General features: G+C 37.1%; 25 protein-coding genes. 21 read left to right on the top strand and 4 right to left on the bottom strand.

What is annotated here, in order from left to right:
• Window positions 1–13 precede the first annotated feature (13 nt).
• Window positions 14–601 (top strand): YtxH domain-containing protein, encoded by a 588-nt coding sequence (locus PYW42_RS07545; RefSeq protein WP_002381831.1) that lies wholly within the window; start codon window positions 14–16, stop codon window positions 599–601.
• A 120-nt stretch (window positions 602–721) separates the two neighbouring features.
• Here PYW42_RS07545 and PYW42_RS07540 read toward each other — a convergent pair whose 3' ends face one another.
• Window positions 722–1,825 (bottom strand): aminopeptidase P family protein, encoded by a 1,104-nt coding sequence (locus PYW42_RS07540; protein ID WP_002361926.1) that lies wholly within the window; start codon window positions 1,823–1,825, stop codon window positions 722–724.
• Window positions 1,826–2,039: 214 nt separating this feature from the next.
• Between PYW42_RS07540 and ccpA the strand changes: the two genes are divergently transcribed.
• From ccpA to PYW42_RS07525, 3 genes are all read left to right on the top strand, one after another.
• Window positions 2,040–3,041, top strand: coding sequence for a catabolite control protein A (ccpA, locus tag PYW42_RS07535; protein WP_002357319.1), 1,002 nt, complete (start codon window positions 2,040–2,042; stop codon window positions 3,039–3,041).
• 189 nt (window positions 3,042–3,230) lie between these two features.
• Window positions 3,231–3,923 (top strand): ABC transporter ATP-binding protein, encoded by a 693-nt coding sequence (locus tag PYW42_RS07530; RefSeq protein ID WP_002364065.1) that lies wholly within the window; start codon window positions 3,231–3,233, stop codon window positions 3,921–3,923.
• Window positions 3,916–5,016 (top strand): ABC transporter permease, encoded by a 1,101-nt coding sequence (locus tag PYW42_RS07525; RefSeq protein ID WP_002364064.1) that lies wholly within the window; start codon window positions 3,916–3,918, stop codon window positions 5,014–5,016. Before PYW42_RS07530 ends, PYW42_RS07525 begins: the two co-directional genes overlap by 8 nt.
• 185 nt (window positions 5,017–5,201) lie before the next feature.
• Here PYW42_RS07525 and PYW42_RS07520 read toward each other — a convergent pair whose 3' ends face one another.
• Window positions 5,202–7,607 carry a transglycosylase domain-containing protein gene (locus PYW42_RS07520; RefSeq protein WP_002384450.1) on the bottom strand — a complete coding sequence of 802 codons (2,406 nt, stop codon included), beginning with the start codon at window positions 7,605–7,607 and terminating at the stop codon, window positions 5,202–5,204.
• 184 nt (window positions 7,608–7,791) lie between these two features.
• On the opposite strand from PYW42_RS07520, the gene tyrS reads away from it, so the two are divergent.
• The 10 genes from tyrS (at window position 7,792) to ybaK (ending at window position 16,840) form a co-directional block, all read left to right on the top strand.
• A complete protein-coding gene (gene tyrS, locus PYW42_RS07515) occupies window positions 7,792–9,054 on the top strand; it encodes a tyrosine--tRNA ligase (protein ID WP_002357324.1) in 1,263 nt (420 codons plus the stop codon).
• 4 nt (window positions 9,055–9,058) lie between these two features.
• Window positions 9,059–9,238, top strand: coding sequence for a hypothetical protein (locus PYW42_RS14155; RefSeq protein WP_002364062.1), 180 nt, complete (start codon window positions 9,059–9,061; stop codon window positions 9,236–9,238).
• Complete coding sequence (locus PYW42_RS07510; RefSeq protein ID WP_002364060.1) at window positions 9,235–9,897, top strand: YdeI/OmpD-associated family protein; 663 nt, start codon at window positions 9,235–9,237, stop codon at window positions 9,895–9,897. The genes PYW42_RS14155 and PYW42_RS07510 overlap by 4 nt, the downstream gene beginning before the upstream one ends.
• Window positions 9,897–10,364: a DUF1801 domain-containing protein gene (locus PYW42_RS07505; protein ID WP_002364059.1), complete on the top strand. Its 468-nt coding sequence runs from the start codon at window positions 9,897–9,899 to the stop codon at window positions 10,362–10,364. Before PYW42_RS07510 ends, PYW42_RS07505 begins: the two co-directional genes overlap by 1 nt.
• Window positions 10,365–10,374: 10 nt before the next feature.
• Window positions 10,375–11,268 (top strand): deoxyribonuclease IV, encoded by an 894-nt coding sequence (locus tag PYW42_RS07500; protein WP_002357396.1) that lies wholly within the window; start codon window positions 10,375–10,377, stop codon window positions 11,266–11,268.
• 194 nt (window positions 11,269–11,462) lie between these two features.
• Window positions 11,463–11,681, top strand: coding sequence for a YneF family protein (locus PYW42_RS07495; protein ID WP_002357397.1), 219 nt, complete (start codon window positions 11,463–11,465; stop codon window positions 11,679–11,681).
• A 197-nt stretch (window positions 11,682–11,878) separates the two neighbouring features.
• Window positions 11,879–13,627 carry an ABC transporter ATP-binding protein gene (locus tag PYW42_RS07490; RefSeq protein ID WP_002411060.1) on the top strand — a complete coding sequence of 583 codons (1,749 nt, stop codon included), beginning with the start codon at window positions 11,879–11,881 and terminating at the stop codon, window positions 13,625–13,627.
• Window positions 13,627–15,411, top strand: a complete 1,785-nt coding sequence (locus PYW42_RS07485; protein WP_002364054.1) for an ABC transporter ATP-binding protein — start codon at window positions 13,627–13,629, stop codon at window positions 15,409–15,411. The genes PYW42_RS07490 and PYW42_RS07485 overlap by 1 nt, the downstream gene beginning before the upstream one ends.
• Window positions 15,412–15,566: 155 nt before the next feature.
• A complete protein-coding gene (gene aroD / locus PYW42_RS07480) occupies window positions 15,567–16,328 on the top strand; it encodes a type I 3-dehydroquinate dehydratase (protein ID WP_010824699.1) in 762 nt (253 codons plus the stop codon).
• Window positions 16,325–16,840, top strand: coding sequence for a Cys-tRNA(Pro) deacylase (gene ybaK, locus PYW42_RS07475; RefSeq protein ID WP_002384452.1), 516 nt, complete (start codon window positions 16,325–16,327; stop codon window positions 16,838–16,840). The genes aroD and ybaK overlap by 4 nt, the downstream gene beginning before the upstream one ends.
• A 129-nt stretch (window positions 16,841–16,969) precedes the next feature.
• Here the strand turns inward: ybaK and PYW42_RS07470 are convergent, their stop codons facing one another.
• Window positions 16,970–17,377: a ribonuclease HI family protein gene (locus tag PYW42_RS07470; protein WP_002364051.1), complete on the bottom strand. Its 408-nt coding sequence runs from the start codon at window positions 17,375–17,377 to the stop codon at window positions 16,970–16,972.
• Between the two features lie 100 nt (window positions 17,378–17,477).
• Between PYW42_RS07470 and PYW42_RS07465 the strand changes: the two genes are divergently transcribed.
• Window positions 17,478–17,939, top strand: coding sequence for an EbsA family protein (locus tag PYW42_RS07465; RefSeq protein ID WP_002364050.1), 462 nt, complete (start codon window positions 17,478–17,480; stop codon window positions 17,937–17,939).
• A 104-nt stretch (window positions 17,940–18,043) separates the two neighbouring features.
• Here PYW42_RS07465 and PYW42_RS07460 read toward each other — a convergent pair whose 3' ends face one another.
• Window positions 18,044–18,250 (bottom strand): cold-shock protein, encoded by a 207-nt coding sequence (locus PYW42_RS07460; protein ID WP_002357404.1) that lies wholly within the window; start codon window positions 18,248–18,250, stop codon window positions 18,044–18,046.
• 178 nt (window positions 18,251–18,428) lie between these two features.
• On the opposite strand from PYW42_RS07460, the gene PYW42_RS07455 reads away from it, so the two are divergent.
• The 6 genes from PYW42_RS07455 (at window position 18,429) to PYW42_RS07430 (ending at window position 24,457) form a co-directional block, all read left to right on the top strand.
• Window positions 18,429–20,099, top strand: a complete 1,671-nt coding sequence (locus PYW42_RS07455; RefSeq protein WP_002364049.1) for a formate--tetrahydrofolate ligase — start codon at window positions 18,429–18,431, stop codon at window positions 20,097–20,099.
• Window positions 20,100–20,203: 104 nt separating this feature from the next.
• On the top strand, window positions 20,204–20,908 hold the full coding sequence (locus PYW42_RS07450) for a CBS domain-containing protein (RefSeq protein WP_002360173.1): 705 nt from the start codon (window positions 20,204–20,206) through the stop codon (window positions 20,906–20,908).
• 5 nt (window positions 20,909–20,913) lie between these two features.
• Window positions 20,914–21,390 carry a signal peptidase II gene (lspA, locus tag PYW42_RS07445; protein ID WP_002360174.1) on the top strand — a complete coding sequence of 159 codons (477 nt, stop codon included), beginning with the start codon at window positions 20,914–20,916 and terminating at the stop codon, window positions 21,388–21,390.
• On the top strand, window positions 21,377–22,282 hold the full coding sequence (locus PYW42_RS07440; protein WP_002364047.1) for an RluA family pseudouridine synthase: 906 nt from the start codon (window positions 21,377–21,379) through the stop codon (window positions 22,280–22,282). The genes lspA and PYW42_RS07440 overlap by 14 nt, the downstream gene beginning before the upstream one ends.
• Window positions 22,283–22,620: 338 nt before the next feature.
• Window positions 22,621–23,160, top strand: coding sequence for a bifunctional pyr operon transcriptional regulator/uracil phosphoribosyltransferase PyrR (gene pyrR, locus PYW42_RS07435; protein ID WP_301280621.1), 540 nt, complete (start codon window positions 22,621–22,623; stop codon window positions 23,158–23,160).
• Between the two features lie 16 nt (window positions 23,161–23,176).
• Window positions 23,177–24,457, top strand: coding sequence for a solute carrier family 23 protein (locus PYW42_RS07430; protein WP_002364045.1), 1,281 nt, complete (start codon window positions 23,177–23,179; stop codon window positions 24,455–24,457).
• Window positions 24,458–24,469 lie beyond the last annotated feature (12 nt).

Below are 24,469 nucleotides of genomic sequence, written 5' to 3'. Positions count from 1 at the left end.
GGAGGAGATTTTTATGGCTAAAAAAGGCGGATTTTTCTTAGGAGCAGTAATTGGTGGAACAGCAGCAGCCGTTGCCGCATTATTACTTGCACCAAAATCAGGTAAAGAATTACGTGATGATTTATCAAATCAAACAGATGATTTAAAAAACAAAGCGCAAGATTACACAGATTATGCTGTTCAAAAAGGAACAGAATTAACAGAAATCGCAAAACAAAAAGCCGGCGTTTTATCAGATCAAGCCTCTGATTTGGCAGGTTCTGTCAAAGAAAAAACAAAAGATTCATTGGATAAAGCACAAGGTGTTTCTGGCGACATGCTTGATAACTTTAAAAAACAAACAGGTGATTTATCTGATCAATTTAAAAAAGCAGCTGACGATGCTCAAGATCACGCAGAAGATTTAGGTGAAATTGCCGAAGATGCAGCAGAAGATATCTATATTGACGTTAAAGATTCTGCGGCAGCGGCCAAAGAAACTGTTTCTGCTGGTGTCGATGAAGCAAAAGAAACCACCAAAGATGTTCCTGAAAAAGCTGCAGAAGCAAAAGAAGATGTTAAAGATGCAGCGAAAGACGTAAAAAAAGAATTTAAAGGGTAACAAGTGTTTAGCTTATGAAAGTTAGCAACGGATCGTGTTGCTTTTGTTCAGCGGCTTACCTTAAAATTTAGAAATGAGGCCATCAGTCCGGTTGACTGATGGCCTCATTTTATTTTTATGCTATTGGATAATTTGCAATTCTTTGGTTGTCTTAGTGAATGGTTCGGAGCCTGTTTTCGTTACGTGTAAACAATCTTCAATACGAACGCCTACTTTTCCAGGAATGTAAATACCGGGCTCAATAGAGAAACACATACCTTCTTCAATAACTAAATCATTGCCATGAACCAGTGATGGGTATTCATGGACAGTGGTTCCAATGCCATGGCCTAAGCGATGGTTAAAGTATTCACCATAACCAGCTTTTGTGATTACACCTCGAGCAATATCATCTAATTCGCCTGCTGTAACACCAGGTTTCACCGCTTCAGTTGCTGCTAATTGTGCTTCTAAAACAATTCCATAAATTTCTTTTTGGAAATCAGAAGGTTCCAAGTAGCTGACTGTTCGTGTGGCATCACTACAATAGCCATTATGAACGACACCTAAATCAAATAACACTAAGTCATGGGGCTCAATTTTTGTTTCGCCAGGTACCCCGTGAGGACTAGCTCCGTTTTTTCCTGTTAAGACTAACGTATCAAAACTCATCGAGCGAATACCTTGACGTTTTAATTGATACTCGATTTCTGCAACAATTTCTTGTTCCGCAACGCCTGCTTGAATTGCTTTGAAGCCAATCTCAAAAGCGACATCAGCCCAACTACCAGCTTCTAGTAAACGTTGAATTTCAGGTTCTGTTTTAATTAATTGAAGTTTTTCAATTAAAGGCGTAACATCATGCGAAAAATCGCTAGCTGGGAAATAGGTTTTCAATTGATCGAAACGAGCTAAAGAAAGAGCTTGTTTTTCTAAAGCGAAGCGTGGCGTGCCTTGTGTCCGTTTATTTAATAAAGCCGCAATTTTTTCCCAAGGATTTTCGCTATCTAAATAACCATAAACAGGATAAGTCCAACTACTCTTTTCGGCATCTTCGACTTCCAATGCAGGTGTAAATAAAAATGATTGGTCGTCCGCAGCGATAAACAAAGCTAACACGCGTTCATGAGGTTCGCTTTCGTAACCGGAAAAGTAAGCGATATGACCAGGATCACTAATATAAGTGAAGTCAATCTTTTCTTGGTGCATCCAATTTTTTAAATCGGCAATTTTTTCTTGATTCATAAAACATCCTTCTTTCTTTTATTCTGAAGTGAATCACAGTACTATCATAACATGAAATGACAAAAAGTTCCTTTTGAAATGGAAAGTAAATTTTCATGAAAAAACGATAAAACGGTTGCAAAAATAGAAGAATTTTGATATTCTAGGCTAGGAAAGAAATGTAAACAGTGTTTTCAGAAAATGAGAACAAATTCATATTTATAGGAGAAGAAACATGGAAAAACAAACAATTACAATTTATGATGTTGCTAGAGAGGCAAATGTATCTATGGCTACTGTTTCTCGTGTTGTCAATGGTAATCCCAATGTAAAACCAGCAACGCGTAAAAAAGTCTTAGAAGTGATTGATCGCTTAGATTACCGTCCTAACGCAGTCGCTCGTGGTTTAGCAAGTAAAAAAACGACAACAGTGGGTGTTATTATTCCAGATGTTAGTAATGCATTTTTTGCTTCATTAGCACGTGGCATTGACGATGTGGCTACAATGTATAAATATAATATCATTTTAGCTAATTCAGATGGAGACGATCAAAAAGAAGTTACTGTATTGAACAATTTACTTGCCAAGCAAGTAGATGGGATTATCTTTATGGGTCATCGCATTACAGATGATATTCGTGGTGAATTTTCACGTTCAAAAACACCTGTTGTCTTAGCAGGTTCAATTGATCCAGACGAACAAGTTGGTAGCGTTAATATTGATTACACAGAAGCAACGAAAGATGCAACAGCGACTTTAGCGAAAAATGGGAACAAAAAAATTGCTTTTGTTAGTGGTGCATTAATCGATCCAATTAATGGTCAAAACCGAATGAAAGGCTACAAAGAAGCTTTAGCGGAAAATGGCTTGTCTTATAATGAAGGCTTAGTTTTTGAATCTGAATATAAATTTAAAGCAGGCATTAATTTGGCTGAGCGTGTCCGTAATAGTGGGGCAACTGCTGCCTTTGTTACAGATGATGAGCTAGCGATTGGTTTATTAGATGGGATGCTAGATGCTGGTGTGAAAGTTCCAGAAGAATTTGAAATCATTACAAGCAATAACTCATTGCTTACAGAAGTCTCTCGTCCACGTCTATCAAGTATTACACAACCTTTATATGATATCGGTGCCGTGTCAATGCGCTTATTAACAAAACTAATGAACAAAGAAGAAATTGAAGAAAAAACAGTTGTTTTACCTTATGGAATTGATCAAAAAGGTTCAACAAAATAAGAGAAAATTCTACTAGAAATGCAAAAAAGTACAAGAAGAAATCATGAAAATGATTTCTTCTTGTACTTTTTTGCATTCTGCTATTAATACACAGTAAGATTGAAAATTAAAATAAGATTAAGTTGATTAGTAAATCAGTCGGTAAAGCATTGCTTATGGTATCTTTAGATTAAAAAAAGAGGTGTTTCTATGAAGGTAAAAGAATTAACTGTCGAGTATGGTAATAGAACAATTATAGAAAATTTATCTATGCAAGCTGAATTTGGTGAAATAATTGGCTTAGTTGCTCCTAATGGAACTGGAAAAACCACGTTTTTTAAAGCTATATCTGGTTTAATCCCTAGAAAAAATGGAAATATTAGTTTAAATAAGATTGATTACAATAGTAGAAGTGCAACGTATTTAAAAGAACTATTTTTTCTTGAAAGTAGTAAAAATTTATATGATTATTTGACGCCGAAAGAACATCTTGAATATATTAAAGCCGCTTGGAAAAGCAATAGCGATATAGAGCATATTTTTGAACAATTAAAGATGAAAGAATATCAAAATAGAACAATAAAAAAATTATCTCTTGGAATGAAACAACATGTATTATTAGCAATGTATCTAGCAAGTGATGCAACAATACTTTTGTTAGACGAACCTTTTAATGGATTGGATCCTACTAGTGTTAGTTTATTCATAATGTGCTTAAAAGAAATAGTTTATAAAGATAAAATAGTTATTTTATCTTCTCATGATTTGTATAATGTTGAACACACATGTACACGTATTTTATTTATGAAAAATAAAAAGCTGGTTGAGAACGATCAACGTAACCTTTCTTTACGTGAACAATATGATAACTTATATTTAAGAGGAGAAGAGAGAAATGCTTAAGATAGAAACGATAAAAATATTGAAAGAGAAGAGTCTGTGGTTTGTGTTTATAGCCTTTATTTTAATGTTAATTTATCCGCTGCTAGCTCAACCCCAACAACTTTCTTTTAAAGAAATGCAATATGAAAACCGAATCAAAAATAACGAACAAGCGAAAGGAAAAATGAAAAATGAACCTGCAGCAAAAGAAACTTTAAATGAGATAGAAGATGAAAGTGAGCAATTAAGGAAAGCAATTAATGCCATCAAAATTGGTGATGAATGGGCTTTATTAGAAGCTGAGAAAAAATTGGAAGAAAGTAATTTAAATGCAATGTTAAAAGGAACGTTGTATAGTATACCAATTATTGAGCAACAAAAAAGAGTCAAAGAATTACAATATTTATCTGAAAACAGGATCAAACAAGTGGATTCTTCTGAAGTTGCTAAAATGCCTGCTTTGAATTACCTAGGTTTTCTTTTATCGATGGATTTTCCATACACATTATTATTAATTATCCCTAGTTTAATGATTATAGCGCTCGCAACTTTAGAAAAAAGAAAAAATACTGTTTCTTTATGGAATGGACTTCCCTTAAAACTATGGAAAAAATATTCTATTAAAATAAGTAGTATTTTGTTTACAGTCGGATTGGTTTCTTATCTGTCAATCTTTCTTTCTGTAATCAGTGCATTTTTCAAAAATGGTCTGGGAAACCCTGATTATCCAGTCGCGATTATTGAAAAGGGACAAAGTGTTACAATCATTTCTCTTTCTAACTATTTGTCGAGAAGCCTAATTATGTTTGGTATGCTGTTATTAGCATTGACAGTATTCAGTTTCTTGCTTTCGCTGTTTACTGGAAATTTGATTGTTCATAGCTTGCTAATTGTTGGTGTGGTATTATCTTCAGGAGTTAGCCTGATTTCCAATAAATTTTTCTTTACAGCTTATATGAATTTTCCTAAAATTATTAATGGAGGAAATGGGTATGAGCCGATGGATGAGATAGGTCTCACATTTGATTTTTCTTTAAAGATGATAGTTGTCTATGTATTAATAAGTTTAATAGTATCTGCTATTGTTTTGAGAAACAGAAAGGGATTATTTTAGTTAAAATAGGTTGATTGCTGCATATTATTTCATTAAATGTAGGAGCTATTTTTGAATAGCTCGAGCTAGTATCGATGGTAAAGAATAAGAGAAGCAATAAAAGTAGAGACATAATTCATCAATTGATGGATTACGTCTCTACTTTTTTACATAATTTTGGTTGCAAGCTTAACTTACCAAATTCTTTAGTTGTTCTTTTTATTATCGTTGTTTTTATTGTTGTTGTTATTATTTGTAGTGGCACGTGGAGCAAGATTTCCCCAGTAAGAAGCGTAATTGCTGTCTGTTCCACCGATCCCAAATTTATAGGTACTTTGTGGTGCACCATCTTTGGCATAGTATGAAGTCGTTGTTTTGCCAGGTGTATTGAACTTAGCACCATTATAGGTAATTGAGCCAGGTTTTTCACCAGTAAATTCAGAAACTTTTGATTTAATGACACTTGGGTCTAATTCAAATTTTTGACCAATGCCAAACAATTCTGGATTCGCATAGTACAGCGCATTAGCTAAGTTCGCCATATAATTCCCGTTATTGTCGCCGCTGGTTGTCGTCATTGGCGCTGGTAGATCATGTCCCGTCCAAGAACTTAGTGTCACAGTTGGAGTAGAGACAATCAGCCATGAATCTTTAAACTCATCAGTTGTCCCAGTTTTTCCGACCCAATCAGCACTGGCTAAATGAGGATTCAAGCCAGCTAACGTTGGTTTGAATTTTGTCGTATTCGCAGAATCCACCACTGAACGCAACAAGTCATTCATAATAGAAGCGGTCGCCGGTGAATAAACTTGCGTTCCTTCATCTTTGTGTTCGTAGACCACATGTCCGCTATTGTCTGTAATTTTTTCAATCATGTAGGCTTTTTGATATTTCCCTTTGTTAGCAAGTGCTTGGAAACCGTTTGTTTGAGTTACAACATTTGTTTCTACTGGACCCAAAGGTGCAGATTCGTAAGCCCAAGCATCTGAAGCTGGATAGTTCATTTTGCTTAAGTAGTGATTATAAGAAAAATTATCATCACCCATTTTTTTCCTTAGCTCATTATTAACATGAACGACAGGTATATTGAAAGACCAATTCAAGGCATTCCGAACAGTCACGAATTGATTTAAATCCACAGTTGTTGAGTTCACAAATTCACGACCATCAGCATAAGTCGTTGGGTAGTTGGCCAGACGACTTTCAGAACCAATGAGTCCTTGATCAATCGCAGGACCATAGACAGAAATTGGTTTAATCGTAGAACCAACTTGACGATCGGCATTAAAGGCATGGTTGTTTTGATTTATATCGAAGTTTCTGCCGCCGATAAAACCAAGGATACGACCAGTAGCGTTATCCATTAAAATATTGCCAGTTTCAATCATTGTATTCCCATTGACATCTGCAGTGCCATCATCAAGCAAATAACCATAATTTGCGACAGCGGTTTGCATCGTGTTGTAAATATTCTGATCAATGGTCGATTGGATTGTATAGCCTTGCGACTGGATTTCGCGACGTGCTTGTTCTTCATATTGATCTAAACCAACTTGATCTAAATCATCACGATTAACTTTAGCTTTTTTCATATCTAAATCCATGACAATCTCAACTGCTTTATCTAACACCGTGTAGTATAGATAGCCTTCTGTATTGACATTGGCCTGCTCTGTTGGTAAAAAGTCTTTTTTCAAGTCGTAAGCTTTGGCTTCTTCATATTCCTTTTGCGAAATAGCTTTTTCTCGGTACATACTGAAAAGAACAAAATCTTTTCTCTTCATTCCTAAAGACAAATCGTCTTTCAAGGCACCAGTGTTAGTATAGGGCGTGTAAACAATAGGACTTTGGGGAAGACCTGCGATAAAGGCCGCTTGAGGAAGATTCAAGTCCTTGGCACTTTTACCAAAGAGTCCTTTGGCTGCTTCTTCCACGCCTGCAATATTTTCACCTTTGTTATTACGACCAAAAGGGGAGACATTTAGATAAGTTGTCACGATTTCGTCCTTAGAAAAGTATTTTTCAATACGTAAAGCTAATAAAATTTCGTTGGCTTTCCGTTTAAAAGTCGTTTCGTCAGTTAAAATCTGTTGCTTGACCAATTGCTGAGTCAATGTTGAACCACCAGAAGAACCGCCGATACCTGTCGCATCAGAAATCAACGCTCGAACTAGCGCTTTTGGTACCACCCCATGATGTTCTTCAAAATATTCATCTTCTGTTGAAATAATGGCTTTTTTTAGCAATGGAGACATTTGATCGCCATTAATTCGTGTCCGAATTAAATCTGATTTGATGTTAGCAATCGGAGTACCATCTGCGTAAGTCATTTTTGACACTTCGGTAATATCACTGATTTCTTTTTGCAATTCTTCCTTCGTTGGGGGCTGTGTATCTTCAACTAGAAAAGCAAAATAGCCCATTCCAATACCTAAGCCAAGAGAGCCACCTAAGACAATCAGAATAACCCCAAAAACCACTAATGACTGAAAAACGCGAATAATGACATTTAAAATAAGTAAAAAGACATTGCCGCCAGAAGAGGTCGTTGGTTTTTGCTTATTGTTACTTGAATTATTTTTCAAAAGCTTCACCTCAATAAAATGATACATTCTGTGTTATTATAGCAAAAAAAAGCTTCTATGAATAGTTTCTACACCAATTGCCATTTTTTGTTGAAAAAACTTAAGAGAAAATAGGGAAATCTCATTTTTTGACTTTTCAAGTGTGACAGAATCGGTTACTATGAATAGGGGAATTTGATCTATTATTATGTTTTACTATAGGAGGAAAATCATGAATTCAGCTTTTTTTGAAGAATTAAAAGCCCGTGGGTTGGTCTACCAAGTCACAGATGAAGAAGCCTTACAAAAACAATTAAATGAAGAATCTGTTAAATTATATATCGGCTTTGATCCAACGGCAGACAGTTTACACATCGGGCATCTACTCCCAATTCTTATGTTACGTCGTTTCCAACAAAATGGTCATGTGCCCATTGCTTTAGTTGGTGGCGGAACAGGCATGATTGGTGATCCATCATTCAAAGATGCAGAGCGTAGTTTAAACACACTTGATACAGTGAAAGCTTGGTCTGAAAGTATTAAGGGCCAGTTGTCACGTTTTATCGATTTTGAAGATGAAAAAAATCCAGCGATTCTAGCAAATAACTATGATTGGCTTGGAGAGCTTTCGTTAATTGATTTCTTACGTGATGTTGGAAAAAACTTTACAATTAACTATATGATGAGTAAAGAAAGCGTGAAACGCCGAATCGAAACAGGAATTTCTTATACTGAATTTGCGTATCAATTATTACAAGCGTATGATTTCTTGAAATTGTACGAAACAGAAGGCTGTTTATTGCAATTAGGCGGCAGTGATCAATGGGGGAACATTACTTCAGGGATTGAATTATTACGCCGAGAACAAGAAGTTCAAGGATTCGGCTTAACCATGCCTTTAATTACAAAAGCAGATGGTACCAAATTTGGTAAAACAGAAGGAAACGCAGTTTGGCTAGATGCGGAAAAAACTTCGCCATATGAATTTTATCAATTCTGGATTAACACAGATGATCGTGATGTCGTGAAATTCTTGAAATACTTTACTTTCTTAACATTGGATGAAATTGCAACAATTGAAGAAGAATTTACAGCGAACCCAGGTCAACGTGCTGCGCAAAAAGCGTTAGCCAAAGAAGTGACTACTTTAGTCCACGGTGAAGCAGCCTATCATCAAGCGGTTAAAATTTCAGAAGCTTTATTCAGCGGGGATATCCAAAGCTTAACAGCAGAAGAAATTAAACAAGGCTTTAAAGATGTACCAACGTATGAGGTGCAACCAGAGGATCAATTAAGTTTAGTCGACTTATTAGTTACCTCAAAAATAGAACCATCCAAACGTCAAGCCCGTGAAGATGTTCAAAATGGAGCGATTTACGTCAATGGAGAACGTCGACAAGATTTAGCAGCTGAATTGACAGAAACTGATAAAATCGAAGGACAATTTACTGTGATTCGTCGCGGGAAGAAAAAATATTTCTTGTTAAAATACTAAAAAAATGAAAGCTTGGAACGAAGGTCGTTTAGACAACAGGTTCCAAGCTTTCGCTTTTAAAAAAGATAAATTGGGATTAATTCTGTTACAAAAAACTCTTTTTTACTATTGGGCATATTCAATTACAGATAACTTGTGCTATGCTAGAATAAAAAGTGCAGTCGCTATAAGGAGTAGGTTATGAAATCAATTGTCGAAAAGTTAAACTTAACGAAGTATCAGCAACTAGTTATTTTAAATAGACCACAGGGAGAGTATCTATCTGAATTTGCTTCAGCCGCGCAGCAATTACCCTCAGAACCAGTTGAGCTGATTTTTGCATTTGTGAAAACGATGGCGGAATTTCAAGAGATTGTTTCAATGGTGATTGAAGGTCAACATTTAGTAGAAAATGGGTTGTTATATGTGGCTTATCCGAAAAAAGGCAATAAAATGTATCCAACCTTTGTCCACCGAGATGAAATTTTTCCAACATTACAAGTAAACGAGACAGATGGGTATATTAAAGGCTCAACCTTAAAATTTAATCGCATGGTTAGTTTAGATGAGACTTTTACGGTTGTCGGCATGAAGAATGTTCTTAAAAAGCCAGCGAAGAATCAGACCAGTTCTGCTGTTGGGGATTATGTTCAATATTTACCAGAAATTGAAGCGTTGGTACAAACAGAACCAGCTGCTGCAGCGACATTCGCTGCATTAACGCCTGGTTATCAAAAAGAGTGGGCGCGGTATGTATTTAGTGCAAAGCGAGCGGAGACACGGAAAAAGCGGCAAACTGAAATGTTAGTCATTTTAAAAGAAGGCTATAAAACCAAAGCTCTTTATCAGCAAAGGAAGAAATAATGGGGCAGTCAATTGAAACAGTTACAGCATACATCGAAACAGTCGAACCAAAATGGCGAATTGCTTATCAGCAAGTATTAGACGCCGTTTCGCAAAATTTGCCAGCAGGATTTGAATTAACAATGCAATATGGCATGCCAACCTTTGTTGTGCCGCTTTCAGTATTTCCAGAAGGCTATCTCAACCGTGGTGATGAGCCGTTACCATTTATCAGCTTAGGCGCTACTAAAAGGCAAGTAGCTTTATATCACATGGGATTAATGGGAAATGAAGCCGTCCGAAGTTGGTTTCAAGAAGCCTATCAGGAACAAGTGTCAACAAAGCTAAACATGGGGAAAAGTTGTCTTCGCTTCACTAATCCTAAGCGAATACCCTATGAACTAATTGGCGAATTAGTAACAAAAATCACGCTTGAAGAATGGCTGCAACAGTATCAACACTACCAAAAGAAAAAGAAGAATTATTAGGAGGAACCACATGTTATTAGGATCACACGTTAGTATGAGTGGCAAGAAAATGCTATTAGGCTCTGCCGAGGAAGCGGCTAGTTATGGCTCAACAACCTTTATGATTTATACAGGTGCGCCACAAAACACGCGCCGGAAACCGATTGAAGAAATGAATATTGAAGCTGGGCAAGCGTTTATGAAGGAACACAATTTAAGTAATATCGTCGTTCATGCCCCGTATATTATTAATTTAGGCAATACAATTAAAACGGAAAATTTCGGTTTTGCCGTAGACTTTTTGCGACAAGAAATTGAGCGAGCACAAGCGTTGGGAGCAACGCAAATCACGTTACACCCAGGTGCGCATGTTGGCGCAGGTCCAGAAGCCGGCATTAAACAAATTGTTAAAGGTCTAAACGAAGTCTTGTGGAAAGAGCAAATCCCTCAAATCGCTTTAGAAACAATGGCTGGTAAAGGAACCGAAATCGGCCGTACGTTTGACGAACTAGCTGCGATTATTGACGGAGTTACGCTAAATGATAAGCTTTCTGTCACTCTGGATACTTGCCACATTAATGATGCAGGGTATAATGTAAAAGATGATTTTGATGGCGTATTAGTTGAATTTGATAAAATTATCGGATTGGATCGTTTAAAAGTTATTCATGTGAATGATTCTAAAAATCCTATGGGCTCACATAAAGATCGTCATGCCAATATTGGCTTTGGCACTATTGGTTTTGAAGCTTTAAACGGTGTGGTTCACCATGAAAAATTAACTGCTTTACCAAAAATTTTAGAAACACCTTATGTCGGAGAAGACAAAAAAAATAAAAAGGCCCCTTACGGCTTTGAAATTGCGATGTTAAAAAATCAAACATTTGATCCAGAATTATTAGAAAAAATTCAAGGACAAAACTAAAGCAACAATCGCTCTTAAAGGTCCTATTGACATTTAAGAGCGTATATTTTTGACTTTTAATCACTATTTTGCAAAAAAAATCAGACTTTTTTCATTATTTAAGAGAAATCCCGCAAAAAGAACTTTTCTTTTTTTGCTATTTCTAGTAAAATAATTCATTGAGAGCAAAACTATACGGAGAGGAGAGAGTTTCAATGGCAACAGGTTGGGTAGTATTAATCGCAGTAATCGCTTTATTAGTAGGCGCTGCAGGGGGCTTTTTCCTTGCACGCAAATATATGCAAGATTATTTCAAAAAAAATCCTCCCGTTAATGAGGATATGTTACGCATGATGATGGCATCAATGGGTCAAAAACCGTCAGAGAAAAAGGTTAGACAAATGATGCAACAAATGAAAAACCAAGGAAAATAGTAAAGGTTATTCAGGTAATCATGAATAAGTGTAAAAACGGGCTGATTTTCAGTCCGTTTTTTTGTTGTTTTGCGGGAGAATAGGATAATCTAGGAGGAAAAGAGCGAAACGTTTAATCAAAAACAACAATAACGAAGAAACCTTCTAGCTCGAAAGTAGTCTTCGTAGAACAACAAAGTAAAAGGAGGGACAACTGAATGTCCATATTCAAAAAATTAGGCTGGTTTTTTAAGCAAGAGAAAAAAAGTTATATTATTGGGGTTTTCTCATTAATGATGGTCGCTCTTGTTCAATTAGTCCCGCCCAAAGTTATTGGCGTCGTTGTAGATGAAATCGTTAACAAAGAAATTCGCTTAACGAAAATTATTGTGTGGGTTGCACTCTTGATTGGTGCTGGGCTTGCCCAATATCTTTTTCGCTATATTTGGCGGATGCATATTTGGGGGAGTGCCGCTCGTTTGGAAAAAGAGCTACGGACTCAATTATTTCATCATTTCACAAAAATGGATAGCATCTTTTATCAGAAATATCGGACAGGTGACTTGATGGCGCATGCAACCAATGATTTAAATGCCATCCAAAATGTGGCTGGAGCTGGGATTTTAACGTTTGCCGACTCTGTGATTACGGGAGGAACAACGATTATCGCAATGGTTCTATTTGTCGATTGGCGCTTAACATTAATTGCTTTATTACCGCTGCCTTTATTAGCCGTCACTTCACGAGTTCTAGGTTCTAAGTTGCATGATGCCTTTCGAGATTCACAAGCTGCTTTTTCAGCGATTAATGATAAAACACAAGAAAGTATCACTGGAATTAAAGTCATTAAAACATTTGGGCAAGAAAAAGAAGATCTTGCTGATTTTACAGAGAAAATTGATGATGCTATCGTCAAAAATAAACGAACGAACTTTTTAGATGCACTGTTTGATCCGTTTATTACGCTGATTATTGGTGTTTCTTATGTTTTGACAATTATTATTGGTGGTCGTTTCATCATGGAAGGAACGATTAGTTTAGGTCAGTTGGTCTCTTTCATTGCCTATATTGGGATGCTAGTTTGGCCAATGTTTGCGATTGGGCGCTTATTTAATGTGTTAGAACGTGGGAATGCTAGTTACGATCGTGTGAACGAATTATTACATGAAAAAACGCATATTATCGAACGAAATGCCATCAAAACAATGGCGCAAGGGACAATTTCAATGAAGATTGATTCTTTTTCTTATCCAAAAGAAGAGGCAGTGGCATTGGAAAACATCCAATTTTCGTTGCAAGAAGGAGAAACCTTGGGGATTGTTGGTAAAACAGGCGCTGGTAAAACCACTATTTTGAAGTTGTTGATGCGTGAATATGACCAATACCAAGGAACGATTTCCTTTGGAAAACATAACATTAAAAATTACACATTAGATGCATTGATGGGTGCAATGGGGTACGTGCCACAGGACCACTTTCTCTTTTCCATGACGGTACGAGATAACATTCGTTTTGCTAAACCAGACTTGGAACAAGCGGCAGTTGAACAAGCGGCAGCATTAGCATTTATTAACCAAGAAATTAAAGCATTCCCTGAAGGCTATGACACAATGGTTGGGGAACGTGGCGTTTCGCTTTCTGGAGGACAAAAACAACGGATTTCTATTGCACGGGCCTTGATTGTTGAACCAGAATTGTTAATTTTAGACGATGCCTTATCTGCAGTCGATGCGAAGACTGAAGAGGCGATTTTATCAAATCTAAAAGAAACGCGCCAAGAAAAAACCACTATCATTACAGCGCATCGTTTAAGTAGTGTCATGCATGCAAAAGAAATCTTAGTGTTGGATGAAGGGAAAATTATTGAACGGGGGACGCATCCAGAGTTACTGGCTCAGAAGGGTTGGTATCAGCGGATGTGGGAAAAACAGCAATTAGAAGCGAAAATTGAAGGGAGTGAGAGTTAATGGAAGAAAAGTATCAATCCGAATGGTCCAGAGAATTACCGATGAAAGAACAATTAACGATTGTTCAGCGTTTGTTTCGTTTTGCCAAACCGTTTCGACGCATGTTTTACACAGCTATTCTCTTTGCATTTGGCTTATCAATTATCAATATTCTTTTGCCTAGAGTCATTCAAGTTTTTATGGATAATTATTTAACGCCTAAAACTGCTACAATGCAAGTGATTCTAACTTTTGCTGCTATTTATTTCTTTGGTGTCATTGTCAAAAGTATTGTTTGGTTTTTCCAATGGTATTTGTATTCGATGGCTTCTTTAAAAACGTATCAATATATACGAGTGAAATTATTTGAAAAATTACACACTTTAGGTATGCGTTATTTTGATCAAACACCAGCGGGTTCGACGGTGTCTCGTGTTACAAATGACACAGAAACATTGTTTGAATTCTGGTATGTATTCCTAATGGTGATTACAGGAATTTTTGCCGTAATCTCGTCATTTTTTGCAATGTTTCAACTCAGTCCAGAAATTTCATTTTATTGTCTAATTTTCTTGCCAATTTTATTAGTTGTAATTTGGTATTACCAAAAATTTAGTTCAAAATTATATCGCAGTATGCGGGAAAAATTAAGTCAATTAAACACCAAACTAAATGAATACATCTCTGGTATGCAAATCATTCAACAATTTCGCCAAGAAAAGCGTTTGGAAAAAGAATTTGAGGAAACCAATGATGATTATTTAAAAACACGAGTAGCAATGATTCGTATGAATTCGTTATTATTAAGTCCTATCATTAATTTGTTGTATACGTTGGCGATTGCATTGGCCTTAACTATGTTTGGCATCGATGCTTTACATTCTCCTGTAGAAGCGGGGATGATTTATGCTTTTGTAACGTATGTCCAAGCTTTTTTTAATCCGATGACACAAATGATGGACTTCCTAAGTATCTTTACAGATGGGATTGTCGCAGGTAGTCGTATTTTAAAAATTATGGATACGGAAGAATTAACGCCGCAACAATCAGTAGGTGCGAATGGGGAAATTATTCGCGGGAAAATTGAATTTCGCAATGTTACTTTTTCTTATGACGGCAAAAACGAAGTATTGAAAAATATTAGCTTTGTCGCAAATCCCGGGGAAACCGTCGCTTTAGTCGGTCATACAGGAAGTGGTAAAAGTTCAATTATTAATGTACTCATGCGTTTCTATGAATTTTATGAAGGGCAGATTTTAATTGATGATCGTGACATTCGTGATTTTCCCATGACAGAATTACGGGAAAAGATGGGCTTAGTATTACAGGACGCTTTCATGTTTTATGGAGATATTGCTGGAAATATCCGTTTACTGAATCCAACTATCACAGATGAACAAATTAAACAGGCTGCGGAATTTGTTCAGGCGGATAAATTTATCCACACGTTACCCAATACCTATCATGCGAAAGTCATTGAACGAGGAGCTAGTTATTCTAGCGGACAACGTCAATTAATTTCGTTTGCACGAACGATTGTGACTGATCCCAAAATTTTAGTTTTAGATGAAGCAACCGCTAATATTGATACAGAAACAGAAGGATTGATTCAAGAAGGATTAGCCAAAATGCGTCAAGGGAGAACGACAATTGCGATTGCGCATCGCCTTTCGACGATTCGTGACGCAAACTTGATTTTAGTTTTAGACAAAGGGCAGATTGTAGAACGAGGAACGCACGAAACGTTACTGGCAGAAGGTGGCCTTTATGCGGATATGTATCAGTTACAAAGTACGGAAGTTTAACGTAACAACAGAAAGAGTTAAATAACCTAAACAAAGGCATTTAGTGTTAGGAAATTCCTAATTCTAGGTGTCTTTGTAGCTCTTTAAATTGCAAAAAAGAAGAGAAATGGTATGATATGAAGAGAGAAAAACAAACGAGGAAGTTAGGTGGAACTGTGAAGCCAGTTATAGTCAAAAATGTGCGAATAGGTGAAGGGAATCCCAAAATTGTGGTGCCCATTGTTGCTCCAACAGCCGAGGATATTTTGGCCGAAGCAACGGCGAGCCAAACACTAGATTGTGATTTGGTGGAATGGCGTTTAGACTATTATGAAAATGTCGCTGATTTTTCCGATGTATGTAATCTTTCACAACAAGTAATGGAACGGTTGGGGCAAAAACCGTTATTGTTAACTTTTCGTACACAAAAAGAAGGCGGCGAAATGGCTTTTTCTGAGGAAAATTATTTTGCTTTGTATCATGAATTAGTGAAAAAAGGTGCCTTGGATTTATTAGATATTGAATTATTTGCGAATCCGCTGGCGGCAGATACGTTAATTCACGAAGCTAAAAAGATGGGGATTAAAATTGTTCTCTGTAATCACGACTTTCAGAAAACACCGTCGCAAGAGGAGATTGTCGCGCGGTTACGCCAAATGCAAATGCGTCAGGCGGATATTTGTAAAATAGCTGTGATGCCACAAGATGCGACAGATGTACTTACGTTACTTTCAGCAACCAATGAAATGTACACCCATTATGCATCCGTCCCAATCGTTACTATGTCAATGGGACAGTTAGGGATGATTAGTCGCGTAACAGGTCAACTGTTCGGGTCGGCACTAACTTTTGGCTCAGCCCAGCAAGCGTCTGCACCAGGCCAACTATCCGTACAAGTATTAAGAAATTATTTAAAGACATTCGAACAAAACAAGTGATTCAGAAGGTGAAAAAAGTGGCAAAGAAAAAAACACAACAAAAAACGAATGCGATGCGCATGGTAGAACAACATAAAGTACCATATAAAGAATATGAATTCGCTTGGAGTGAAGATCATTTAAGTGCAGAAAGTGTCGCTGAAAGTTTAGGTATTGAAAAAGGACGAATTTTTAAAACCTTGGTTACAGTAGGTAATAAAACAGGTCCAGTCGTGGCTGTCATTCCTGGTAATCAAGAATTAGATTTGAAAAAATTAGCGAAAGCTAGTGGCAACAAAAAGGTAGAAATGCTTCACTTAAAAGATTTAGAAACAACCACAGGCTATATTCGTGGGGGCTGTTCACCAATTGGGATGAAAAAACAATTTCCCACCTATTTGGCTGAAGAAGCTCAACAATATTCTGCAATTATTGTTTCTGCAGGCAAACGTGGCATGCAAATTGAATTAGCTCCTGAAGCAATCCTTTCGCTAACCAATGGACAATTTGCGGAAATAACGACAAAAGAATAAGTGGCTATAAGAAGAAGTCGAGACAGAACCGTTTATCTGTTTTTAAACGTGGAGCAAAAATCACTTGGAATTTTTGCTCCACGTGTTTAATTATCAAATTAATAAAGGAAAAGCATTAAGTAAACAGTGCTACTTTTTATTGGAATAAAATTTTTGTAATGCTTGCCGTGCAAGCATATCGGCCGCTTTGTTTTGACTTTCAGGTAGCCATTTGATTAAGAGCAAAGGAAAATTCTTTTCTAGTTGTTGATATTCTGCTAAATAAGGCTGGTACTTTTCGTTTTTAGCATAGTTTTTTTCAATTGTTTGGACAACAATTTTACTATCTGAGTGGAGAAGAACGGTTTGTTGATTGTCTTCATTGGCAATCGCTTGTTTTAAAGCTTCAATCAGCACTTTAAATTCGGCTTCGTGATTACTAACAATGCCTAAAGGCACATGCAATTGTTGCCGCGATTGGTCGGTGAGGTAAACGATACCGCCGCCAGATTCACCTGGATTGCCTTTTGTTGCAGCATCTACATAAATTCTTAACATAAAATTACTCCTAATTTCTTTTTGTTCTTAAAAAAAGTATGTTACTATTATAACATATTTAAATTTAGCGGCGTTGATCCAGAAGTAGTGAGGGCACTTTATGAAAAAACAGAAATTCTATTGGCAGCCAGAATTAGCATCAACAATTATTTACTGGTCTTGCACATTTTGTATATTATTTATTAGTTTAATTTTAGCATTGGAAAATAATGGTCCTTACTTGATTAGTAATCTGGTGATGGTTCCATTTTTTGTGTTTGCTTATCTAGGAATTGCGCGGTCTTTTAACATGACAGAAACATCTTTAATTGTCAGAGATGTTTTATGGTTTCGCAAAAAAGCACTTCCGCTTTCTCAGATAGAAAAAGTAACCTACAATGAAAAAAGCATCGAAATTTTTTCCTCAGAATTTAAGGAAGGCTCAAAAGTCTTTTTAATGAAAAAGAAAACGATTCCGTTATTTCTTGAGGCACTTAAGATAAAAAAGCCTGAATTGAAGGTAGCAGAAGATCATTCTTTGGGCCTTCATAAAAAAGAAGAAAAAAACAAGAGTGAGTCATAAGTCGAAACGACTGGTGACCCACTCTCAAAATCTTAAAATAATCAGCTGAAACAAACGCTACGTTTACTTACTTTTTGGAGCAAAGCGTTGTTGGTTCAGCTTTTTTAGTTATCTATTTTTTTGACATGTGCTGCTTGTAGCCCACGATTGCCTTCCATTATCTCGAACTCTACAGATTGATTCTCATCAAGTGATTTGAATCCGTCACCTTCTATAGCAGTGAAGTGGACAAAAATCTCATCTTCTTCGTTGTAAACGATAAAACCATAACCTTTTCTGTTATCGAACCATTTGACAATTCCTTTTTGCATCCAATTCACGCTCCTTTTAGATTTGTAAAGACACTTTCATTATACGAGAAAAGGCTACCAAACGTCAATGGTTGGGTTGTTTAAAAAAGGTTATTCTAGCCATTCTATTCAATACAAGCTATAATTTAAAAGAAACAATGTGTCACAAAGACGATAAAGAATTGAAAAGGGGTCCGTTATGAAGACAGATATTAACATTGCACAAGCAGCAACATTAAAACCTATTCAAGAGATTGCCGAAACAATCGGTCTTTCAGAAGATTCGCTCGAACTTTATGGAAAATACAAAGCGAAAATAGATTTTCCAACGCTTCAATCCTTAGAAGCGCAACCAGAAGGTAAATTAATCCTCGTTACATCGATTAATCCAACACCAGCAGGAGAAGGAAAGTCAACCGTGACCATTGGTTTAGGAGATGCATTAAATCAAATCAATAAAAAAACAGTTATTGCCCTAAGAGAACCATCATTAGGTCCTGTGATGGGGATTAAAGGTGGCGCAACAGGTGGTGGTTACGCACAAGTATTACCAATGGAAGAAATTAATTTGCATTTTACTGGTGATATGCATGCGATTACGACAGCCAATAATGCCTTAGCTGCGTTACTAGATAATCATTTACAGCAAGGAAATGAATTAAAGATTGATTTTCGACGGGTGATTTGGAAACGGGCAGTGGATCTAAATGATCGTGCGCTCAGACAGGTCGTTGTTGGTTTAGGCGGTCCTTTCCAAGGTGTACCAAGAGAAGACGGTTTCGATATTACTGTGGCGAGCGAAATTATGGCGATTCTTTGTTTAGCGCAAAATTTAACGGACTTAAAAGAACGCTTAAGTCGGATTATTGTCGCCTATAATGACCAAAGAGAGCCGGTGACGGTTAAAGATTTAAACGTGGCAGGTGCCCTGACTTTATTATTAAAAGACGCCTTAAAACCTAATTTAGTTCAAACGATTGAAGGAACTCCAGCTTTTGTTCACGGTGGTCCTTTTGCCAATATCGCTCATGGATGTAACAGTATTTTAGCGACAAAAACAGCTTTGCATCTAGGGGATTATGTCGTAACAGAAGCAGGTTTTGGTGGCGACTTGGGTGGCGAAAAATTTTTAGATATTAAAGTACCTTCTTTAGGAAAAGCACCCGATGCCGTTGTGATTGTGGCAACGATTCGCGCGTTGAAAATGCATGGCGGTTTGGCGAAAGATCAGTTAGCAGAAGAAAATTTACCAGCGTTACAAAAAGGCTTTACCAACTTAGAAAAACATATTCAAAACATGCAACGTTATGATGTACCAGTAGTTGTTGCAATTAATGAATTTACACAGGATACAGAGAAGGAAATTCAACTGTTGAAAGAAGCCTGCCAAGCGTTAGGCGTGCCCGTCGAGTTAACAAGTGTTTGGGCGCAAGGTGGCGCAGGTGGCACGAATCTAGCGAAAACAGTAGTAGCAGAGATTGAAGCCAATACAAAGCAGTTTCAACCTTTATATAACCCTCGCCAAACAATTGAAGAAAAAATTCAAGCCATTGTACAAACGATTTACGGCGGGGAACAGGCGATTTTTTCTCCGAAAGCGCAAAAACAAATCGCAGATTTTACAAAAAATGGTTGGGATCAATTACCAATTTGCATGGCGAAGACACAGTATTCACTTTCTGACGATCCTCAAAAATTAGGACGGCCAGAAGGATTTACGATTACAATTCGTGAACTAGTTCCAAAAATCGGTGCAGGGTTTATCGTGGCGTTAACGGGTGACATTTTAACGATGCCTGGCTTGCCGAAAGTTCCTGCTGCGTTAAATATGGATGTGGACGAAACGGGTCAAGCGAGCGGTCTCTTTTAAAGCCGCTCTTTCCTTAGACCTATTTTTAGTATATACTTGAAAGTAGCTCAATAAAAAATAATGACGGAAATTTATTGCGTAGTTTATTATAAGGAGCAACGACTATGGGGGAACGAGCAGATACATTTTTAGCACACTTTAATCGCATTGAAAAGTGGATGAGAGAGAGACTGAACAATCCTGTCAATATGGGATTCAGTGAAATGACAAGACGTCTTTCCCGAAAAGAAAAAGGACAGATTGCTCAATTTGAAGAGGATTTGCTTCAAATGGCTCAGTTAAGAAATGCCATCGTTCATGAGCGAATTGCTGATGATTTTGTAATTGCAGAGCCAAACGAATGGGCAGTTCAACGAATTGAAACGATTGAACAAGCTTTAACAAAACCAGAAAAAGTAGTGCCTAAATTTGCGAAACGTGTTACAGCTTTTGAAATCACCACTTCTTTAGAAACGTTATTAACGATTATTGCAAAAAAACAATATTCCCAATTTCCGATTTATGAAAAAGGTGTATTTAAAGGATTAATCACGGTTCGAGGGATTGGTGTATGGTTTGCCATTGAGAGCACCAAAGGCGAAGTTCACATTGCCAACCGAACGGTGCGAGAATTGTTGGCATCAAATTATAAACGCAGCAACTATCAATTTGTTTCAATTGAAGCAACCGTTTTTGAAGTTGAACAAATGTTTCGGGAGCAGCCACGCTTAGAAGCTGTGCTTATTAGTAAAAGTGGCCATCCTAATGGTGAGTTAGTAGGCATTGTTCGACCAAGAGATTTAGCAAGTATTCATAGAGAAAAGGAATGACGCGATTGTTAGTAGTATATTTTTTAATCAGTGCCTTATTAGTAGGGCTTGACCAATGGAGCAAATATTTGACGGTCCAAAACATTTCTTTGGGTGAAACAAAAGAATTCATTCCTGGATTTTTGTCGCTGACCCATTTAAGAAATACCGGAGCCGCTTGGAGCTTATTAGAAGGAAAGATGATATTCTTTTATGTCATCACAGTAATTGTTAGTGTCGTGATTATTTATTTATTAATTAAGAATTATAAAAAAAGTATCTGGTATTCTGTAGGTTTATCTTTTGTCTTAGCAGGTGCCATTGGGAATTTTATTGATCGTGTACGTTTAGGCTACGTGGTGGACATGCTCCAAACGGATTTTATGAATTTTCCTATTTTTAATGTTGCAGATAGTACGTTAGTGGTCGGCGTTATTTGTATATTTATTTATTTGATTTTAGATGAAAAAGCAGCAAAGGAAGGCAAAAATGGAACAAATTAACGTAACGATTCAAACAGAAAAAGGCCGGATTGACAAAGTATTAAGTGAACATTTACCCAATCATTCCCGCTCGCAAATTCAACAATGGTTAAAAGAAAAACACGTAACAGTTAATGGTGAAACGGTCCGCGCAAATTACAAAGTTACAGCAGGCGATGAAATTGTTGTAACAATTCCTGAACCAGAAGCTCTAGATATGGTAGCAGAGGATATTCCTTTGACCATTGTTTATGAAGACAATGATGTGATTGTCGTCAACAAACCTCAAGGCATGGTTGTTCATCCTTCGGCAGGGCATCCCAAGGGTACATTAGTGAACGCGTTACTTCATCATGCGGATCACTTATCGGCGATTAATGATGTGGTGCGACCAGGAATTGTTCATCGAATTGATAAAGATACTTCGGGGCTATTGATGGTGGCTAAAAATGATCAAGCCCATGAATCATTAGCGAAACAGCTAAAAGAAAAAACATCGTTACGCAAATACGTTGCCTTGGTCCACGGTGTTATTCCTCACGATAAGGGAGAAATAAATGCGCCTATTGGTCGTTCCAAGGTTGACCGCAAAATGCAAGCGGTCATTGAAGGCGGTAAAGAAGCAGTCACGCATTTTACTGTTTTAGAGCGTTTTGATGCATTTACCTTAGTTGAATTACAACTAGAAACAGGCCGGACACATCAAATCCGTGTTCACATGAAATATATCGGTTATCCATTAGCTGGAGATCCATTATATGGACCGAAAAAAACATTGCCTGGCAATGGACAATTTTTACATGCGAAGTTATTAGGCTTTACACATCCTACTACAGGTGAACAATTAGTCTTTGAAGCACCTTTACCAGAAGTTTTTGAAAAAACTTTACACCAATTAAGAAATAATCATTGATTTTTTTCTGAAGAAGAGGTAAACTCTTTTTTAAGAAGAAAAATAACTAAATAACTGTAACCTTTAAGTTTAGTCCCGTGAGGCTAAGAAGGAATCATGCAAAAGAACACTAGGTGCGCTTAGTTAGTAAGTTGTGTGGGCTACATGGTACCCTTGTACCTTTTTAAACTGTAACCAACATCCTCCTATCCTCATACGGGTAGGAGGATTTTTTGTTGGAAAAAATAACAGGACAATTTCAATAAAAATCCACTTATTTTTCAGCTGCTCAATTGAAGGAAGAATCGCTGACCCCAAGACAGCGAGGACGTAGATAAAAAAGAAATGAGGAGGAAATTATTATGCCAAAGAAAGAAGTTGTTGACGCAGTCACAATGAAACGAGCGCTTACTCGAATCTCGTATGAAATTATTGAAAGAAACAAAGGAATTCAAGACATTGTTTTAGTAGGAATTAAAACGCGTGGGATATACATTGCACAACGTCTAGCCGAACGCTTAAAACAATTAGAAGATATTGACGTGCCAGTTGGTGAATTAGATATTACTTTGTATCGTGATGATGTGAAAGATATGGAGGAACCTGAATTACATTCTTCTGACGTACCAGTCTCAATTGAAGGTAAAGAAGTTATTTTAGTGGATGATGTCTTGTACACGGGCCGGACCATTCGTGCTGCGATGGACGCTGTTATGGATTTAGGTCGTCCGAGAAAAATCTCTTTAGCAGTCTTAGTAGATCGTGGGCATCGGGAACTACCGATTCGTGCCGATTATGTAGGAAAAAATATTCCAACATCAAAAACTGAGGAAATTATTGTGGAAATGGAAGAGCGTGACGGCGCAGATCGTATTATGATCAGTAAAGGAAACGAATAAAAAGGAGTGAACAACGTTGTCAGAAAAAGAATTTCGAAATGAGGATGCAGTCTTAGATATTAAAGACAGACCGCAAGCTTTTCACTGGGTTGGCCTAAGTTTACAACATTTATTTACGATGTTTGGTGCAACGGTTTTAGTACCAATCTTAGTAGGAATTGACCCAGGGATTGCGTTAGTCAGTTCAGGATTAGGAACAATGGTCTATCTGATTACTACAAAAGGAAAAATCCCCGCCTATCTTGGCAGTAGCTTTGCTTTTATTGCAGCGATGCAGATGTTAATGAAGAGTGATGGTTATCCAGCCATTGCCCAAGGTGCTATGACAACCGGCTTGGTATACCTAATCGTTTCATTAATCATTAAAAAAATTGGTTCCGACTGGTTGGATAAAATTTTACCGCCTATCGTTGTAGGACCTGTCGTGATGGTTATCGGTTTAGGCTTGGCAGCTAATGCCGCAAATAACGCAATGTATAACAACAACGTTTATGATTTTAAATATATTGCCGTAGCCTTAATTACTTTAGGCTTAACCATTTTTTACAACATGTTTTTCAAAGGCTTCCTAGGATTAATTCCAATTCTTTTGGGAATTGTCAGTGGGTACCTAGTCGCTTTAGCTTTCGGAATTATTGACTTAACCCCTATTAAAGAAGCTGCGTGGTTTGCTTTACCGAATTTTGAAGTACCTTTTGTTCAATACCAACCGAAATTGTATTTAAATGCCATTACAACAATGGCACCAATTGCTTTTGTAACAATGACAGAACATATTGGTCATTTAATGGTCTTGAATAAATTAACCAAGCGCAACTTTTTCCAAGACCCAGGCTTATCTAAAACTTTAATGGGAGATGGCTTAGCGCAAATTGTAGCAGGTTTTGTTGGTGGACCGCCAGTTACAAGTTATGGTGAAAATATCGGCGTGCTGGCAATTACAAGAGTACACAGTGTCTTCGTGATTGGTGGAGCCGCGGTGTTCGCTGTAGCTTTAGGCTTTGTTGGGAAATTAAGTGCCTTGATTCTAAGTATCCCAGGACCAGTTATTTCAGGAATTAGTTTCGTCTTGTTCGGTGTGATTGCCGCAAGTGGTTTGAAAATCTTAATCGATAATAAGATTAATTTTGATAAGAAAAAGAATTTATTGATTGCTTCAGTAATTTTAGTCATCGGCATTGGTGGCTTAGTCTTCAAAGTAGGAACCTTTGAATTGTCTTCAATGGCATTAGCAACCGTCTTAGGAATTGTTTTGAATTTAATTTTACCGGAAAACGCACGTAGCGAAGAACAGTAGGAGGACTGGACG

It is taken from the genome of Enterococcus faecalis, assembly GCF_029024925.1.
Taxonomy (GTDB): domain Bacteria; phylum Bacillota; class Bacilli; order Lactobacillales; family Enterococcaceae; genus Enterococcus; species Enterococcus faecalis.
This window is presented reverse-complemented; position numbering and strand designations above follow the sequence as displayed.